The organism is Pandoraea sp. LA3 (assembly GCF_022696215.1).
Lineage (GTDB): Bacteria > Pseudomonadota > Gammaproteobacteria > Burkholderiales > Burkholderiaceae > Pandoraea > Pandoraea capi.
In genome coordinates, this window is record NZ_PTPY01000037.1 from 79,234 (window position 1) to 95,286 (window position 16,053).

The window sequence follows — 16,053 nt, forward strand, 5'->3', positions numbered from 1 at the left end:
AAAGCGACTTCGCGGTTGCGCGATGTCGCTCTCTGTCCATCTCTATCGACTTGCCGTTTGCCAGAACCTCGGCACCCGGCACATCGGCACATCGGCATATCAACGCAGTTTCAGCGTCGACAGTCCGATCAGCACCAGCATCAGCGTGATGATCCAGAAACGGACCACCACCTGCGTTTCCTTCCATCCCGACAATTCGAAGTGGTGATGCAGCGGCGCCATCTTGAAAATGCGCCGGCCTTCACCAAACCGCTTCTTCGTGTACTTGAACCACGTGACTTGCAGCATCACCGAAATGGTCTCTGCGACGAACACGCCGCCCATCACGAACAGCACGACTTCCTGACGCACGATGACGGCCACGGTGCCGAGCGCGCCGCCAAGCGCCAGCGCGCCCACGTCGCCCATGAAGACCTGTGCCGGATGCGTGTTGAACCACAGGAACGCCAATCCCGCGCCGGACATCGCCGAACAGAACACGAGCAACTCGCCCGCGCCCGGTATATGGGGAAACAGCAGGTACTTCGAGTACACGACGTTGCCCATCACGTAGGCGAACACGCCGAGCGCTGCGCCCACGAGCACGACCGGCATGATCACCAGGCCGTCGAGGCCGTCGGTGAGGTTAACGGCGTTGGACGAGCCTACGATGACAAAGTAGGTCAGCGCGATGAAGCCGAACACGCCCAGCGGGTAGCTCATCGTCTTGAAGAACGGCACGATGAAGTCCGCTTTCGGCGGCAGATCTAGCGGAAAGCCGTTGCGCACCCAACTGATGAACAGCTCGAAAACCTTCAGGTTGCTCGTCTCGGACACCGAGAACGCCAGATAAATCGCGGCGAACAATCCGATGATCGACTGCCAGAAATACTTTTCGCGCGACGACATGCCGCGCGGGTCCTTGTAGACGACCTTCCGGTAATCGTCGATCCAGCCGATGATGCCGAAGCCCAGCGTCACAAGCAGCACGATCCAGATGAAACGGTTGCTCAGATCCGCCCAGAGCAGCGTCGCGACGGTAATGCCGATGAGAATCAGCACGCCGCCCATCGTGGGCGTACCCGACTTCACGAGGTGAGTCTGCGGGCCGTCGGTACGCACGGCCTGGCCCACCTTCATTTCGGCGAGCTTGCGAATGACCATCGGCCCGAACGAAAGCCCGATCACCAGCGCCGTGAGGCTTGCCATCACGGCCCGAAACGTCAGGTAGTTGAACACGCGCAAATAGCTCGCATCCGCTTGCAGCCATTGCGCCAACGTCAGCAACATTCCATCAATCCTTTATCACTTGGCCGGGGCGTCGCCGCCCCCGCTTTCCGTCGTCGCGCGCAACTGTTCCAGCACGCGCTCCATCCGCATGAAGCGGCTTCCCTTCACCAACACCGTGGCCGGTGCACTCAACGTGGCGTTCAACCTGCCCACGAGCGGCGCGACATCGGTCACATCCGAAAAATGTTCGCCGCCGTCGCCGAACGCAGCGACGCTGGCCGGCGTCTGTTCACCCAACGCCAGCAGACGATCGATACCGCGCTGTGCGGCGTATTCGCCTACCTCGCGATGGAATGCCGGGCCGTTGTCGCCGACTTCGCCCATATCGCCAAGCACCAGAACGCGCGGCGCAGGGGTTTGAGCGAGTACGTCGATCGCGGCCCGTACAGAATCGGGGTTCGCATTATAGGTGTCGTCGATCAGCGTGACACCTGCGAGCGGTCCCTTCGAGAGCGTCGACACCTGGAGACGGCCTTTGACGGCCGAAAACGCCTCAAGTGCCCGCACGATCGAACCGATGTCGACATGCGCGCCCAATGCGCACGCAATCGCGGCCAGCGCGTTACGTGCGTTGTGTTCGCCGAGCAGCGGCAACGTGAGCGAAAACTCGCCCGCCGGCGACGTCACGCGCAGCACGCGCGTTGCCACGTCGTAGCGTCCCGAGACCGCAGCGCGCGCGTCGAGCGCAAAGTCCAGCACGCGACGCTTGCCCGCCACCTCACGCCACATCGGCGCGAATTCGCTCTCTGCGGGAAAGACCGCCACGCCGTCGGCACTCAGCGCCGCCAGCACGGCCGAATGCTCCTCGGCCACCGCCGCCACGCTCACCATGAATTCCTGATGTTCGCGCTGTGCATTATTGATGACGGCCACCGTCGGCTGGGCGATCTTCGCGAGATACGCGGTTTCGCCCGGGTGGTTCATGCCGAGTTCGAGCACGGCCAGCTTGTCGCCATCCTTCAGACGGAACAGCGTGAGCGGCAGGCCGATATCGTTGTTGAAGTTGCCAGCGGTTGCCAGACGCGCATCCGCGCCCACCGCCTCGGCGAAAATCGCCGAGATCATTTCCTTGACGGTCGTCTTGCCGTTGCTGCCGGTCACGGCCACCACGGGAATCGCGAAGCGACGGCGCCATGCGCCCGCCAGTTGACCCAGCGCGATGCGGGTATCCGGCACGATCAGCGCCGGCGTCTCGAAGCCTTCCGGCACACGGGTGGCCACCACGGCGGCAGCGCCCGCGCGCGCCACGTCGGCCAGGAAGTCGTGCGCGTCGAAGCGCTCGCCCTTGAGCGCCACGAACAGATCGCCCGGCTGCACCGAGCGGCTATCGGTCACGATGCGCGTGAACGCCGTCGACGGCGCCCCGACCACTTGTGAGTCGGCCACCGCGGCATTGGCGTCGCCGAGGTGCCACATCGGCGTCATCATCGGCGTCGGCGTCTGCGTCATTCGCCACCTCCGCGTACCGTAGTCGCGCGCGCTGCGAGTGCCAGACGTGCGTGTTCCTGATCGGAGAACGGCCGCTTCTTACCCATGATTTCCTGTGTACTTTCGTGACCCTTGCCCGCGATGAGCACGACGTCGGCCGGTTGCGCGCCGCGCACCGCCTGAAGAATCGCACTGGCGCGGTCTTCGATGCGACGCGCCGCATCGGGCTGCGTCAGCCCGGCGGCGATCTGCGCCATGATCTCGGCCGGCACCTCGGTGCGCGGGTTGTCGCTCGTGAGCACGATCGCGTCTGCCAGACGCTCGGCCACCGCGCCCATCTGCGGACGCTTGCCCGCATCCCGATCGCCACCGCAACCGAACACGCAGACGAGCTTGCCGCCACGCGCCTCGGTCACCGGCCGCAGCGCGGCAAGCGTCTTGTCGAGTGCATCGGGCGTATGCGCGTAGTCGATCACGACCAGCGGCTGCCCCGGCTGTCCGATCTGTTCCATCCGACCGGAGACGGGCGCGAGCGTTGCGAGTCCGGCGATGGCGGCGTCCTGCGCCACACCGGCGGCCAGCGCCGCACCCAGCACCGCCAGCGCGTTGCTGATGTTGAACTCGCCGATCAACGGCACCGTGACTTGCTGACTCTGGTCGTCGATGTGCAACGTGAAGCGCGTACCGGCTGTGGTCGCCCGAATCTCTTCGGCGCGCAACACGCGGTTGCCATGCTTCGACGTGGCGGCGCCGTGAATGCCGTACTCGAAGACCGGCGTCTTCCCGGCCAGACGTGCGAGCAGGCGTTGTCCCATCGCGTCGTCACGATTAATGACCGCTGCCTTCAGCCCCGGCCAATCGAACAGACGCGTTTTCGCGGCCTCGTACTCGGCCATCGTGCCGTGGTAGTCGAGGTGGTCCTGCGTCAGATTGGTGAACACGGCGACGTCGAACGCCACTCCGTTGACGCGGCCCTGATACAAACCGTGCGACGACACTTCCATCGCGACCGCCGCAGCGCCTTGCGCGCGCAGATCGTCGAGGCTGCGTTGCAACTGAACGGCATCCGGCGTCGTGAAGCCCGTCACCGTGAGATGGCCCGGGAAGCCGCTGCCCAGCGTGCCGATCACGGCGCTGCGGACATTCGTCTTCGTTAGCAATTGCGCCAGCCACTGGCTGCACGACGTCTTGCCGTTGGTGCCCGTCACGCCCAGCATCGTCATGCCGACGCTCGGCTCGCCGTACCACAGCGCCGCCAGCGGACCGGCAAGCCAGTCGAGACGCGGCACGCCGAATTGCGGCACGTTGGCGAGGCTGGTCAGTTGCGCCGGCCACGTAAAGTCGTCGCTCTGCCAGAGCACGGCCGCTGCGCCACGTTCGACGGCATCGGCAATGAAACCGCGGCTGTCGGCACCTTTGACGGCGTACGCCACGAACACGTCGCCCGGCGTCACGCGACGGCTATCCGCGTGCAGCGTGGCTCCCGCCGGCACCGTGCGGCGCAGCCAGTCCCACGCCTGCGCGAGCGTGGCGCGGTCGGTGGCATCGGCGATCATGGAGATCGTCACGGGATTGCCCGGCGTCGGGGTCACGGTGCCCATGGCTCGCTCTCCTCCACCTTGTCGCTCACGACGAGCTTGGTCACCGGCGAATCCGGCACCACGTTCAATGCACGCAGCGTGCCGCCCACGATCGAAGCGAACGCCGGACCGGCGGCTACGCCACCGTAGTGCGAGCCACGGCCCGGTTCGTCGAGTGTCACGGCGACGATGATGCGCGGCTCGGACATCGGCGCCATGCCGACAAACGATGCGCGGTACTTGCTCTTGTCGTATCCCTTGCCCGACTGCTTGTACGCCGTGCCGGTCTTGCCACCGACGCGATAGCCGATGACCTGTGCGCGCGTGGCAGTGCCGCCCGGCGACGTCACCATTTCCAGCATCTTGCGCACTTCACGCGCAGTGGCCGGCGAGATCACCGGCGTGCCCTTCACGACGCTGCCATCCGTCTTGTAGATGGAAATGGGCAGCAACTCGCCGTCATGAGCAAAGACCGTGTAAGCGCGCGCCAGCTGGATCAGCGACGCCGACAGACCGTAGCCGTACCCCATCGTCGCCTGCTCGATCGGGCGCCAGCTCTTGGCCGGGCGCAGACGTCCCGCCACCGCGCCCGGGAACCCGAGCTTCGGGGCCTGACCGAGGCCGACGCTGGTGAACATGTCCCACATTTCCTGCGACTTCATCTGCAACGCGATCTTCGCGGTACCGATGTTGCTCGACTTCTGAATGACGCCGGCTACGGTCAGCAGACCGTAGTCGTGGGTGTCCGTGATGTTCGCGCCGAAGAAGTTGGCGCGGCCCGTGGTCATCACCGTCGACGTCGGCTTCACGTAGCCGTTTTCGATCGCCGCAGCGATGGTGATCGGCTTCATGATCGAGCCGGGCTCGAAGGTATCGGTGATGACACGGTTGCGCAGTTGCGCGCCCGTCAGATTGGTACGGTTGTTGGGGTTGTACGTCGGCAGATTGACGAGCGCGAGCACTTCACCCGTGCGCACGTCGAGCACCACGGCGCTACCGGCTTTGGCACCGGTACGCTCGATGGCGTCCTTGAGTTCGCTGTAGGCGAGGAACTGGATCTTGCTGTCGATCGAGAGCGTGATGTCGTGGCCGTCGCGCGGCTGGGCCAGAATGTCGAGATCCTCGACCACGCGGCCGAGGCGATCCTTGATCACCCGGCGGCTGCCCGGCGTTGCGGCCAGATCCTTCTGCATCGACAACTCGACGCCTTCCTGACCGATGTCCTCGACGTTCGTGAAACCGACCACGTGCGCCGCGATCTCGCCTTCCGGATAGAAGCGCTTGTACTCCTTGCGCTGATACACGCCCGGAATGTCGAGGTCGGCCACCTGCTTCGCCACGTCCGGCAGGACCTGACGCTTCACGTAGACGAAGCTCTTTTCCTGATTGAACTTGCGACGCAGATCCGGCTCGCTCATCTCGAGCAGACGCGAGAGCTTGCGCACCTGCTCGGCCGACACGTCGTCGGGCACGTCTTCCGGAATCGCCCAGATCGCCTTGACGGGCAGACTGGTGGCAAGCACCTGTCCGTTACGGTCGAACACTTTGCCGCGCGTGGCGGACATCTCCAGTGTGCGTTCGTAACGGCTCTCGCCCTGACGTTGATAGAAGGCGTTGCCCGGCCCCTGAATCCAGAAGGCACGCGCGACCAGCGACGCGAACGCGCCGAAGATCACGAAGACGAGCATCTTCGAGCGCCACATCGGCAGACGCACGGACAGGACCGGGCTGGCAGAGAACTGCACATCCTTGGTCTTGGCCTTGGCGTCCTTGCGGCGACTCATCGGCGGCCTCCACTCGCGGGGGCGGATGCGGCGCTCGCGGTCGGCACCGGCACATCCACCATCGCACCCGAGCTACCGGCCGGCGCGGACAGATACTGCGTGCGGCCCGGCGAGACGGCCTGCATCTTCAGGTCGCTGCGGGCCACACTCTCGATCCGGGCGCTCTTGCTCTGTGCGCTTTGCTCGTACTGGAGACGATCCCAGTCCTGAAGCAACTGATGCTCGAGCGCCTGCTCGCGGTTCAGTTCGACGAACGTGCCGCGGGCGCGGTACTGCGCATTGATCAGGGAGAGCGCGCAGCCGATGAGCAGCGCGAGCAGAAGAATGTTGAGCCGGCTCATGACGACACCCGCTCCATGACCCGCATGATCGCCGAGCGCGAACGCGGGTTTGCCTCCACCTCGGCGGCGGAGGGCTTGATCTTGCGACCGGCCTTGAACGGCGGCACCGGAATCTCGTGGGCGCGCAAAGGCACGCGACGATCCACCGCCGGCGCGCTCGAGCGCGCTTGCATGAAGCGCTTCACGATACGGTCTTCCAGCGAATGAAAGCTGATCGCCACGAGTCTGCCTCCCGTTTCGAGGACATCGGCCGCCACATCCAGTGCTATCTGCAGGTCCGCAAGCTCTTGATTGACGTGAATCCGTAGAGCCTGAAAGGTACGTGTTGCCGGGTCCTTGCCCTTCTCACGGGTCTTGACGGCGCCAGCCACGATCGCGGCAAGCTCGCGTGTACTGACGAGAGGCCCGAGGCGGTCGGCGTCTGCCCGGCGAGCAACAAGCGCCTTTGCAATCTGAAAAGCAAACCGTTCTTCCCCATAGTCCTTGATGACCTCCGTCATTTCATCCAGCGTTGCCCGGGCCAGCCAGTCGGCAGCCGACTCGCCGCGCGTGGGATCCATGCGCATGTCGAGCGGGCCGTCGAAACGAAAACTGAATCCGCGTGCGGGGTCGTCGAACTGCGGCGACGAGACACCCAGGTCCAGCAAAACCCCCGACACCTTCTCGATACCGCGCCGGACCATCGCCTCGCGCAACGTCGCGAAGCTGTCGTGCTCAATCGAAAATCGCGGATCGGCAATTTTTGCCGCCTCCGCGATCGCTTGAGGGTCCTTGTCGAACGCGATCAGCCTGCCCTTGTCGCCCAGCCGCTCGAGCAGCCTGCGACTGTGCCCGCCGCGGCCGAATGTGCCGTCGACGTATACGCCATCGTCGCGCCACAGCAAGGCATCCACGGCCTCCTCTAGCAGGACCGTGCGGTGCTGCATTACCGTTTCCACCGCGTGCGCCATGCTCGTCGGACCACCTGATCTGTCAAAAAGTGAAGTTCTTCAGTGCCTCGGGCATGCCTTGCGCCATCGCCGCCTGTTCCTTGGCGGCATAGGTTGCGGCATCCCAGAGTTCAAAATGACTGCCCATGCCCAGCAGCATGACTTCCTTGTCCATGCCCGCAGCCGCGCGCAATTCGGGCGCCACCAGGACACGGCCCGCCGAATCCATCTCGACGTCGGCTGCGTTGCCCAGAAAGATGCGTCGCCACCAGTGCGCGTCCATCGGCAGTGCGGCGATCTTGCCGCGAAAGATCTCCCATTCGGGACGCGGAAACAGCAGCAGACATCCGTCGGGGTGCTTGGTGATCGTCACCTTGCCCTCAGCGTCGCCCTGAAGCACGTCACGATGCCGGGCCGGAATCGACATCCGTCCCTTTGCATCCAGTGAAAGTGCCGAGGCTCCCTGAAACACGTGCGCTCCCGTGAGGTTTCGTCCGCCTGCCCGTCATGCCGAAAGAGAAAGATTTTGTGCCGTACGCCACACAAAAATACACTTTCTCACACTATTTCCCACTTTAGAGGAGAGTGTATGGCCGGTCAAGCGTTTCACCCGTTTTTAGGGGGCAATTTGGTAGACAGAACAATGACTTAGCTCACTTTCCTAAAGCAGGAAAACGGAATTTTGTCAGGAAAATTAATGACATAAGTGCGATAGTGAAAGTGGAACCTCATATTTTGGGCATCGCCTCGCAGGAGGCCCGCCATCACTATCGATACCGGGTAGTGCGCGCTCACGCCGTGCCAAACCCGTACACACAGGGCTGGCGCGAGCTACGCGAAGGGAAGTCGATTCGGAGGTAGGGGTCGTTCGGGGGGCCTGACTAACGCTCTATATATAGTAGGCGGTCGTGGTCATGAGCTTGGCCGCAGCGCGCATGACGCGCTGCACCGGCGCGGGAAGTTCGATGCCTCCGGCGTCGCGGGCGGCCTGACCATGTTCGATCTCGTCGAGACGCATCTGATCGACGATGGCGCGCGAGCGCAGATCGTGTGGGGGCAGTTCGTCGAGATGGCTATCTAGGTGATGCTCCACCTGGCGCTCAGTCTCCGACATGAAGCCGAGACTGACCTTATCGCCGCATTTGCCTGCCACGAAACCGATGGCGAACGCGCCGGCATACCAGAGCGGGTTGAGCAGGCTCGGGCGCGAACCCAGCTCCGACAGACGGTGCGACGTCCACGCGAGGTGGTCCTCCTCCTCCTTGCCCGCATGTTCGAACGCCGTGCGTAGCTCCTGGCGCTTCGTCGCCAGCTTCTGCGCCTGATACAACGCCTGCGCACACACCTCACCGACGTGGTTGACCCGCATCAGCCCGGCAACGTGACGACGCTCTTCCGGCGTCAACGCATCGTCGCCAACGGAAGCTTCACTATTTATAGAGGGCGCCGCTACGGGCGTCGGACGGGAGGCTTGGGTGACACCTGCGATGGCACGCAGGCCACGGTCAAGTTCGGAAATCAGACTGTCGGAGAACATCGTACTTTCAACTCGCTTGAATCTTTCACTATGTGGAACGCTGGACGATTCTTTCGCGTCCGCCGCCGATGATACGCCCCTTTATCCGGCGTGCCTTGCGCGGGCGCAAACGCGCGAAATCCCCGCCAGACGCCGGTTTCCGGGATGTTGCGTAAACGAAACAAAACCCGTCGCAAACCCGCGTAAAACCGGCCTTTTCCTTTGCCGCCTAAAGTGAATTTGTTACATTACGTCCAACTTCTCGCGAAGTTGATTAGCAAGGACGTTATCACTAGTGACCTTGTTAAACAAATCTCACAATCCTTTGGAGATCACTCAATGAAAAAGTCGCTTCTCGCTCTGGGTGTGCTCGGCGCATTCGCTGGCGCTGCTCACGCTCAAAGCAGCGTGACCCTGTACGGTATCATCGACGCTGGCCTGACCTACAACAGCAAGGAAGGCACGCTCGGCGGCAACACCGCTTCGAAGAACTTCAAGTTCAGCAATGGCAACCTGCAAGGTTCGCGTTGGGGCCTGAAGGGTGCTGAAGACCTCGGTGGCGGCCTGAAGGCAATCTTCGTCTTGGAAAACGGCTTCAACCTGGGTTCGGGCACGCTGGGCCAAAACGGCCGCATGTTTGGTCGTCAAGCCTACGTTGGCCTCAGCAGCGCAACGGCTGGTACGGTCACGATCGGTCGTCAGTATGACTCCGTGGTTGACTTCGTTGGTCCGTTCGCTTCGGGTAGCCAGTGGGGCGCCAACATGGGCGCTCACCCGTTCGATAACGACAACCTGAACAACTCGTTCCGTATCAACAATTCGGTGAAGTACACGAGCGTGAACTACAACGGCCTCAGCGCCGGCGCTCTGTATGGTTTCTCGAACCAATCCAACACGGGTAACGGCACGGGTTTCGCTAACAACCGCGCATGGTCGGTCGGCCTGGGTTACGCCAACGGCCCTCTGAGCCTCGGCGCTGGTTACTTGTACCTGTCGTCGCCGGGTAGCAGCAACGGCTCGGGTGTTCTGACGACGGCTGACGCGAACGCAGTGATGGCGTTCAACGGCAACGCTACCGATAAGGCTTGGATTGCTTCGGCTGGCGGTTCGTACGCCTTCGGCCCGGCAACGATTGGCCTCGTGTACAGCCACAGCGCGTACAACTACATCTCGGGTGGTAGCTGGAAGTTCGACAACGTCGAAGCCAACGCCAAGTACATGCTGACGCCGGCACTGCAACTGGGCTTGTCGTACACGTACACTTGGTCGACGCTGAACCAAGCAGCTGGCAGCCTGTCGCCGAAGTACCACCAAGTCAACGCTGGCGTCGACTACTTCCTGTCGAAGCGCACGGACACGTACTTCGTGGTCAACTGGCAACATGCTAACAACGACGCTCCGGGCGGTGCAGCACTGGCCAACCAACCGTTCTCGACCGGCACGAATCAAGTGGCAGTCACGGCCGGTATCCGTCACAAGTTCTAAGCTGACAGTTTCCGTCACTTAGGCTTTGGCAAAAGGGCACCTTCGGGTGCCCTTTTTTATTGTTCGGGCTCCCTCTATGCGGTCTTATGACTGGTTCCCGACAAGTCGAAACCGTCAACGTCGGTGCAACAGCACCCCGATTGGGAAGCGTGGCTCACGGACTACCGATGTCGCCATCGGCGTAGAAATTGGTCGGAGGTGTCGACCTGAAGATGCGACTCCCATCGGCATGGCGAACGGATGAACATGAATGTTCGCGTGCACTTCTGCACCTATGCTTTTCTCCGCCACCATTACCAGTAACTCTTCCAGCTTGACCGCGCGTTTATTTCAAACCTAAAATTTCCACACTGTAAATTTCCCCCCTGCCGACCATGAGCCTCGCAGACTCCGATTCTCTCGATCTCGAAACGCGAGCCCACGACCGTGAGCACGATGCGCTGCGTCTCTGGCTGCGGCTACTCACCTGCGCCAACATGATCGAGACAGATATCCGCTCTCGCCTGCGTCAGGAGTTTGATTGCACGTTGCCGCGCTTCGATCTGCTCGCACAATTGGATCGCCACCCGGAAGGGCTGAAGATGGGGGAATTGAGCAAGCGGATGATGGTGACCGGCGGCAATGTGACAGGTATTACGGATCAGCTGGAAAAGGAAGGCTGGGTGACCCGCGAGACGGTCGTCAATGATCGACGCGCCTTTCTGATCAAATTGACGCCACGAGGCAAGAAAGCCTTCTCCAACATGGCACGTGCGCATGAAGGATGGATCGAGGAGCGCCTGGGACAACTGCCTGAGGCGCAACGCCAACAGCTCTACGCACTGCTCGGGGATCTGAAGTCGGTGATTGCCTGACGAGATCCGGGATCTGTGCATCGGCGCCGCCCCGTCCGCTAGCGCCCCGCTCGCATCGGCGCATCCAGTATCTGCCGCGCCATCTCGGCCGCCGGGGTTGCATCGAGTGCAACGAGAGCGGCGCGTCGTTCCGCTTCAGGACGCTTCGACATCGCCTTTACCGCCGCATAAAACTTCGGCAGGTCATCCTGCTCCTGCACGAGCAGCGCCATGAACGCCGGCACCCACTGGTTATACGTTGCGAATGATCCGATCTTGGCATTGTTCAGATCTGTGGCGAACCAACGGTCGAAGCCCCGATATCCGCCCCAAGACACTTTCAGCGCGTCGTAATCAGTGCGCATGCGGGCAAATAACGCCTCTTTGCGCTCCGCTTTCCCGGCATCCGGCAGTGTGCTGGCGTACACCTCCTCAAGGCGTTTTCGATAGCTATCCACCAGCTTGCGGAACTCCCGGCGATGCGCATCGTATCGCTCATACTCCATCGCAGCATCGGGATGCGTTGCGAGCCAACGACGCACACCAACCGACTCCACCGTCACCGCAAACGACTCGTTGAATGCGGTATCGCCACGAACGAACAGGATCTGGTGCGCCAGCTCGTGGAAAATCATGCGCGCAACTTCGGCCCGGGGAAGATAGATAAATGTGTTCAGCAGCGGATCGTCGAAATAGCCGAGCGTCGAGTAGGCGGGAATGCCCGCGACGAACGTCTCCCAACCATCGCGATGCAGCTCCGCTGCATACGCCTCGGCGGATTCGCGCGAATAGTAGCCGCGATACTCGACACATCCGACGACCAGCAAGCATGACTCGTGAAGCTTCAACGACAATGCGGGCGCCGCGAACACGTTGTACACCACGAATGGCCGCTTGAGGTCGGCGTAGCTCCGGTAGCTCCCGTTGTCGGGCTCTCCCAACGCCGATACCGCGTAGCTGCGAATCTGCTCCGCCTCGATCAGTCGCGAACGCAGACGCGAATCGATGGCCGGATCGGCAAGCAATTCGGATACCGGCTGCGCGTCATGCAGCACAGTGAAGTGTCCATTGATCGACTGCGCGTAATAGCCAACCTGCCCGCACCCCGAAAGCGCGATCACTACGCTGGTGACAACGCTGCGACCAGCGACTCGCTGCGCGAACGTGAGGAGCATCGCAAGCGAGAACGGCATAGTAGGCTCCTCAGCGATGGGGGATTCCAGCCAAACCTCAGGCCGGCACAACCTCGACCAGACAGTCGTAAAACGTAGGCGCGCGCCCAAGGTCGGTCAGTTGCTGACTCGTGACCTCGTTGGCATTTTTTCCATCCGGAGCCAGCTTCTTCCACCAGATCGACAGACCGACCACGACACCTTCGCGCGCCTTCTCCGTCACGCGCGCTTTTGCGTTCAATGTGCCCCGATCGTTGAAAATACGCACACCGACACCGTCTTCGATGCCTCGTATCGCGGCATCCGCAGGGTGGATGTCCAGCGTCGGCTCCCCAACCGATGAACGCAGGCTATCGACATTCACGAAGCTTGAATTCAGGAAATTGCGCGCAGGCGGCGAGATCATGGCGAGCGGATAGCGTGATGCCAGCTCGGGATTACTGGCAACCGACTCGTACGGCGGCACCCAATCCGGCAGAGGATCCAGGCCCTCCTGCAACATGCGCTCGGAGTAAAACTCGCACTTACCGGACGGCGTATAGAACTCACCGTTGGCAAACGGTGCTTCCGGCAAGTCGTAGCGTACCCAGCCATCACGCTTGAGTGTCTCCCAGTCACTACCGGCCATGCGGGCATCGCTCCAACGAATCGATTGCGCGGCGAGTTGATCGTCGGTGTCGGAGAAGCACGCCTCCGTCCATCCCATCTGCTTGGCCAGCAAACGGAATATCTCCGAATTGGGTTTCGCTTCGCCGAGCGGAGCGATCGCCGGATTGTTGGCCAACAGATAGGTATGACCGTAGGCTTTGTGAATATCCAGATGTTCGAGCTGCGTCGTGGCGGGCAGCACGAAGTCGGCGTAATCTGCGGTGTCCGTCTGGAAATGCTCCAACACGACGGTGAAGAGATCCTCGCGGCCAAACCCTGCGGCGACCTTGCCCGATTCGGGGGCGACGGCCACCGGGTTGCTGTTGTAGACCACCAGTGCCTCGATCTTCGGCCCGAAGGTTTCATCGCCTGCGTGGCAAAGCGCGTCGCCAATCGCACTCATGTTGACGACGCGAGCCGCCTTATCCTGTCGCGGCCGCAGATCAGGACGCGCCTGCGCCACGGCATCGACGGGCGCATACCCGGACGACGACATCAACAGCCCGCCCGCCGGGTCTCTCCAGGCACCAACCAGTGCCGGCAGACAGGCTACCGCACGCGTCGCCTGGCCGCCGCCCTTGGCGCGCTGCATGCCATAGTTCAGACGGATCGCAGCGGGTTTCGCACTCGCATACTCGCGGGCGAGTGTCGTAATCGTCTCTGCGCTGATGCCACAAATCTCAGCAACGCGATCGGGCGTATAGCGACGCACACGATCTTTCAACTCGGCGTAACCGATCGTGTGCCGCGCAATGTATTCGTGATCGACTAGGTCTTCGGCAATGAGGACGTGCATCATGCCCAAGGCAAGTGCGGCATCCGTACCAGGCAACAAGGCAATGTGCTGGTGACACTTCTCTGCCGTCAGCGATCGATAGGGATCGATGGCGATCAGCTTGGCACCACGGCGCTTGGCTTCCTGAGCAGTGGCCCAGAAATGCACACTCGACGTAATCGGATTGCTGCCCCAGATCAGAATCAGTTTGCTATCGGCGAAATGTTCGACGTGCATCCCTACGCCAGCGCCATAGGTGTATCGCAACCCCGCCGCACCGGCACTCGCGCAAATCGTACGATCGAGGTCTGACGCCCCCACCTTGTTGAAAAACCGTGCCGCCATCGATTCGCCCTGAACGAATCCCATCGTGCCGGCGTAGCTGTACGGCAAGATCGCCTCGGGTTCGCGCGCAGCAATGGCGCTCAACCGCTTGGCGATCTCGTCCAGCGCCTCATCCCAGCTCACACGGACGAATTGCCCGCTACCTTTCGGTCCGACACGCTTGAGCGGATGCAGCAAACGATCCGGGTGATAAGTACGTTCGGTATAACGAGAGACTTTCGTGCACAGGACACCCTTGGTCGTCGGATGGTCAGGATCACCCTGTACCTTGATCGCAACGCCATTTTCCACCGTCACATGCAGTGCGCACGTGTCCGGGCAGTCATGCGGGCACGCGGCCCGAACGACGTGGGTATTGGTCGTCATCAAACTACTCCTCTCTCTACCGAATTTCAGCGTCTGGCAATAGTGCGACGCTGGCGATATTGTATTACGTTCGTTCGCGGGCTGCCCCGCCACACGGGGACTTCGGACATTTTTCAGCCCCATCCGACAGGGCGTTCAGACAATTCCGAGCAAGATGCCAGACCTGCCATTAGGGGGTAAGATGAGCCATTGCGCTCAGCAGGAAACCCCGTCATGAAGCTCATTCCAGAAATCGACGCCGCACGCGGCGAAATCCAGACCATCCGACGCGATATTCACGCACACCCGGAACTTTGCTTCGAAGAGAAGCGCACGTCAGACGTAGTCGCTGAAACGCTCACGCAATGGGGCATTCCCATCCATCGTGGCCTCGGAAAGACCGGCGTTGTCGGCATCATCAAGAACGGCAACAGCGACCGCGCAATTGGCCTGCGCGCTGATATGGATGCCTTGCCGATCCACGAAGCCAACACGTTCGAGCACGCGTCGAAACACGAAGGCAAGATGCACGCTTGCGGCCACGATGGGCACACCGCGATGTTGCTTGCTGCGGCGCAATATCTTCAAAAGCATCGAAATTTCGACGGCACCGTTTATCTGATTTTCCAGCCCGCAGAAGAAGGTGGTGGCGGCGCGCGCGAAATGATCAGAGACGGTTTGTTCGAGCGTTTCCCGATGGAGGCCGTGTTCGGCATGCACAACTGGCCGGGCGTTCCGACCGGAACGTTCGCCGTGACTCCTGGGCCGATGATGGCGTCGAGTAACGAATTCAAGATTACGATTCGTGGCAAGGGTACGCATGCGGGCATCCCGAATGCAGGGATCGACCCGGTTATTGCCGCCGTTCAGGTCGCTCAGGCGCTTCAGAGCATCATTACGCGCAATAAGCGTCCCATCGACGCCGCCGTGCTTTCCATTACGCAGATCCATGCAGGCGACACCACGAACGTGGTCCCCGACATCGCATGGCTGGGTGGCACGATTCGCACGTTTTCCATCGAGGTCCTGGACCTGATCGAACGCCGGCTTCACGAGGTCTCCGAGTTCGTCGCGAAAGGGTTGGGTTGTTCGGCAGAGATCGAGTTCCACCGTAACTATCCTCCGACCATCAACGAACCCGCGATGGCCGCACTTTGCGCCGATGTGATGCGTCAGGTGGTGGGCAATGAGAATGTGAACGACAAGGTCGAGCCGACGATGGGCGCCGAAGACTTCTCGTTCATGCTGCTGGAGAAGCCCGGCGCCTATGTCTTCATTGGTAACGGCGACGGAACACACAGGGACACCGGTCATGGCCTCGGCCCCTGCAATCTTCACAACGCCAGCTACGATTTCAACGATGATTTGCTACCGCTTGGAGGGACTTACTGGGCGAAACTGGTCGAAACCTACTTCGCACGCCATAAGTAAGCGCTGTTGATCCGAAGCATTGGCATGTCAAGTCCTGAAATAGGTTGACAGAAAAAGTCATTCAAAACGCCCGATGCACCGCATCGGGCGTTTTGTATTTCAGGGCCGCATGAGGTCGTTCGTGATTGTAGATGTGCACGGACTGTCTCACCATTTTGACGGCTTGCTTGAG

At 61.5% G+C, this 16,053-nt stretch carries 14 protein-coding genes; 3 read left to right on the plus strand and 11 right to left on the minus strand.

Features of this window, described 5'->3' with window-relative positions; genetic code table 11:
- Positions 1-99: 99 nt before the first annotated feature.
- The 8 genes from mraY to coq7 form a co-directional block, all read right to left on the minus strand.
- A complete protein-coding gene (mraY, locus tag C5N93_RS22560) occupies positions 100-1,269 on the minus strand; it encodes a phospho-N-acetylmuramoyl-pentapeptide-transferase (RefSeq protein ID WP_044457166.1) in 1,170 nt (389 codons plus the stop codon).
- Between the two features lie 15 nt (positions 1,270-1,284).
- Positions 1,285-2,718 (minus strand): UDP-N-acetylmuramoyl-tripeptide--D-alanyl-D-alanine ligase, encoded by a 1,434-nt coding sequence (murF, locus tag C5N93_RS22565; RefSeq protein WP_242560986.1) that lies wholly within the window; start codon positions 2,716-2,718, stop codon positions 1,285-1,287.
- Positions 2,715-4,253: a UDP-N-acetylmuramoyl-L-alanyl-D-glutamate--2,6-diaminopimelate ligase gene (locus tag C5N93_RS22570; RefSeq protein ID WP_242560994.1), complete on the minus strand. Its 1,539-nt coding sequence runs from the start codon at positions 4,251-4,253 to the stop codon at positions 2,715-2,717. The genes murF and C5N93_RS22570 overlap by 4 nt, the downstream gene beginning before the upstream one ends.
- A gap of 32 nt (positions 4,254-4,285) precedes the next feature.
- Positions 4,286-6,061, minus strand: coding sequence for a penicillin-binding protein 2 (locus C5N93_RS22575; RefSeq protein WP_242560987.1), 1,776 nt, complete (start codon positions 6,059-6,061; stop codon positions 4,286-4,288).
- On the minus strand, positions 6,058-6,402 hold the full coding sequence (gene ftsL, locus C5N93_RS22580) for a cell division protein FtsL (RefSeq protein WP_150719954.1): 345 nt from the start codon (positions 6,400-6,402) through the stop codon (positions 6,058-6,060). The genes C5N93_RS22575 and ftsL overlap by 4 nt, the downstream gene beginning before the upstream one ends.
- Positions 6,399-7,340: a 16S rRNA (cytosine(1402)-N(4))-methyltransferase RsmH gene (gene rsmH / locus C5N93_RS22585; RefSeq protein WP_242560995.1), complete on the minus strand. Its 942-nt coding sequence runs from the start codon at positions 7,338-7,340 to the stop codon at positions 6,399-6,401. Before rsmH ends, ftsL begins: the two co-directional genes overlap by 4 nt.
- A gap of 34 nt (positions 7,341-7,374) precedes the next feature.
- Positions 7,375-7,803 (minus strand): division/cell wall cluster transcriptional repressor MraZ, encoded by a 429-nt coding sequence (gene mraZ / locus C5N93_RS22590; protein WP_010806918.1) that lies wholly within the window; start codon positions 7,801-7,803, stop codon positions 7,375-7,377.
- 417 nt (positions 7,804-8,220) lie between these two features.
- Positions 8,221-8,868, minus strand: a complete 648-nt coding sequence (gene coq7 / locus C5N93_RS22595; protein ID WP_242560988.1) for a 2-polyprenyl-3-methyl-6-methoxy-1,4-benzoquinone monooxygenase — start codon at positions 8,866-8,868, stop codon at positions 8,221-8,223.
- Positions 8,869-9,186: 318 nt separating this feature from the next.
- On the opposite strand from coq7, the gene C5N93_RS22600 reads away from it, so the two are divergent.
- Both C5N93_RS22600 and C5N93_RS22605 read left to right on the plus strand, forming a co-directional pair.
- Entirely contained in the window at positions 9,187-10,332 is a 1,146-nt protein-coding gene (locus tag C5N93_RS22600; protein WP_150719956.1) for a porin, read from the plus strand.
- Positions 10,333-10,706: 374 nt separating this feature from the next.
- Positions 10,707-11,186 (plus strand): MarR family transcriptional regulator, encoded by a 480-nt coding sequence (locus C5N93_RS22605; RefSeq protein ID WP_242560989.1) that lies wholly within the window; start codon positions 10,707-10,709, stop codon positions 11,184-11,186.
- Positions 11,187-11,224: 38 nt separating this feature from the next.
- On the opposite strand, the gene C5N93_RS22610 is transcribed toward C5N93_RS22605, so the two are convergent.
- Both C5N93_RS22610 and C5N93_RS22615 read right to left on the minus strand, forming a co-directional pair.
- Positions 11,225-12,448: an aminopeptidase gene (locus C5N93_RS22610; RefSeq protein ID WP_242560990.1), complete on the minus strand. Its 1,224-nt coding sequence runs from the start codon at positions 12,446-12,448 to the stop codon at positions 11,225-11,227.
- Positions 12,396-14,471 carry a molybdopterin oxidoreductase family protein gene (locus C5N93_RS22615; RefSeq protein WP_150719958.1) on the minus strand — a complete coding sequence of 692 codons (2,076 nt, stop codon included), beginning with the start codon at positions 14,469-14,471 and terminating at the stop codon, positions 12,396-12,398. Before C5N93_RS22615 ends, C5N93_RS22610 begins: the two co-directional genes overlap by 53 nt.
- Positions 14,472-14,684: 213 nt before the next feature.
- Between C5N93_RS22615 and C5N93_RS22620 the strand changes: the two genes are divergently transcribed.
- Complete coding sequence (locus C5N93_RS22620; protein ID WP_242560996.1) at positions 14,685-15,881, plus strand: M20 aminoacylase family protein; 1,197 nt, start codon at positions 14,685-14,687, stop codon at positions 15,879-15,881.
- Positions 15,882-15,942: 61 nt separating this feature from the next.
- On the opposite strand, the gene C5N93_RS22625 is transcribed toward C5N93_RS22620, so the two are convergent.
- Positions 15,943-16,053 (minus strand): integrase core domain-containing protein (locus tag C5N93_RS22625; protein ID WP_242558265.1); only part of this gene is annotated, 111 nt, incomplete at its 5' end.

Excerpts from the sequence above, each read along its gene's own strand:
- mraY (WP_044457166.1), bottom strand. The coding sequence starts at position 1,269 with ATGTTGCTGACGTTGGCGCAATGGCTGCAAGCGGATGCGAGCTATTTG.
- murF (WP_242560986.1), bottom strand. The coding sequence starts at position 2,718 with ATGACGCAGACGCCGACGCCGATGATGACGCCGATGTGGCACCTCGGC.
- C5N93_RS22570 (WP_242560994.1), bottom strand. The coding sequence starts at position 4,253 with ATGATCGCCGATGCCACCGACCGCGCCACGCTCGCGCAGGCGTGGGAC.
- C5N93_RS22575 (WP_242560987.1), bottom strand. The coding sequence starts at position 6,061 with ATGAGTCGCCGCAAGGACGCCAAGGCCAAGACCAAGGATGTGCAGTTC.
- ftsL (WP_150719954.1), bottom strand. The coding sequence starts at position 6,402 with ATGAGCCGGCTCAACATTCTTCTGCTCGCGCTGCTCATCGGCTGCGCG.
- coq7 (WP_242560988.1), bottom strand. The coding sequence starts at position 8,868 with ATGTTCTCCGACAGTCTGATTTCCGAACTTGACCGTGGCCTGCGTGCC.
- C5N93_RS22600 (WP_150719956.1), top strand. The coding sequence starts at position 9,187 with ATGAAAAAGTCGCTTCTCGCTCTGGGTGTGCTCGGCGCATTCGCTGGC.
- C5N93_RS22605 (WP_242560989.1), top strand. The coding sequence starts at position 10,707 with ATGAGCCTCGCAGACTCCGATTCTCTCGATCTCGAAACGCGAGCCCAC.
- C5N93_RS22615 (WP_150719958.1), bottom strand. The coding sequence starts at position 14,471 with ATGACGACCAATACCCACGTCGTTCGGGCCGCGTGCCCGCATGACTGC.
- C5N93_RS22620 (WP_242560996.1), top strand. The coding sequence starts at position 14,685 with ATGAAGCTCATTCCAGAAATCGACGCCGCACGCGGCGAAATCCAGACC.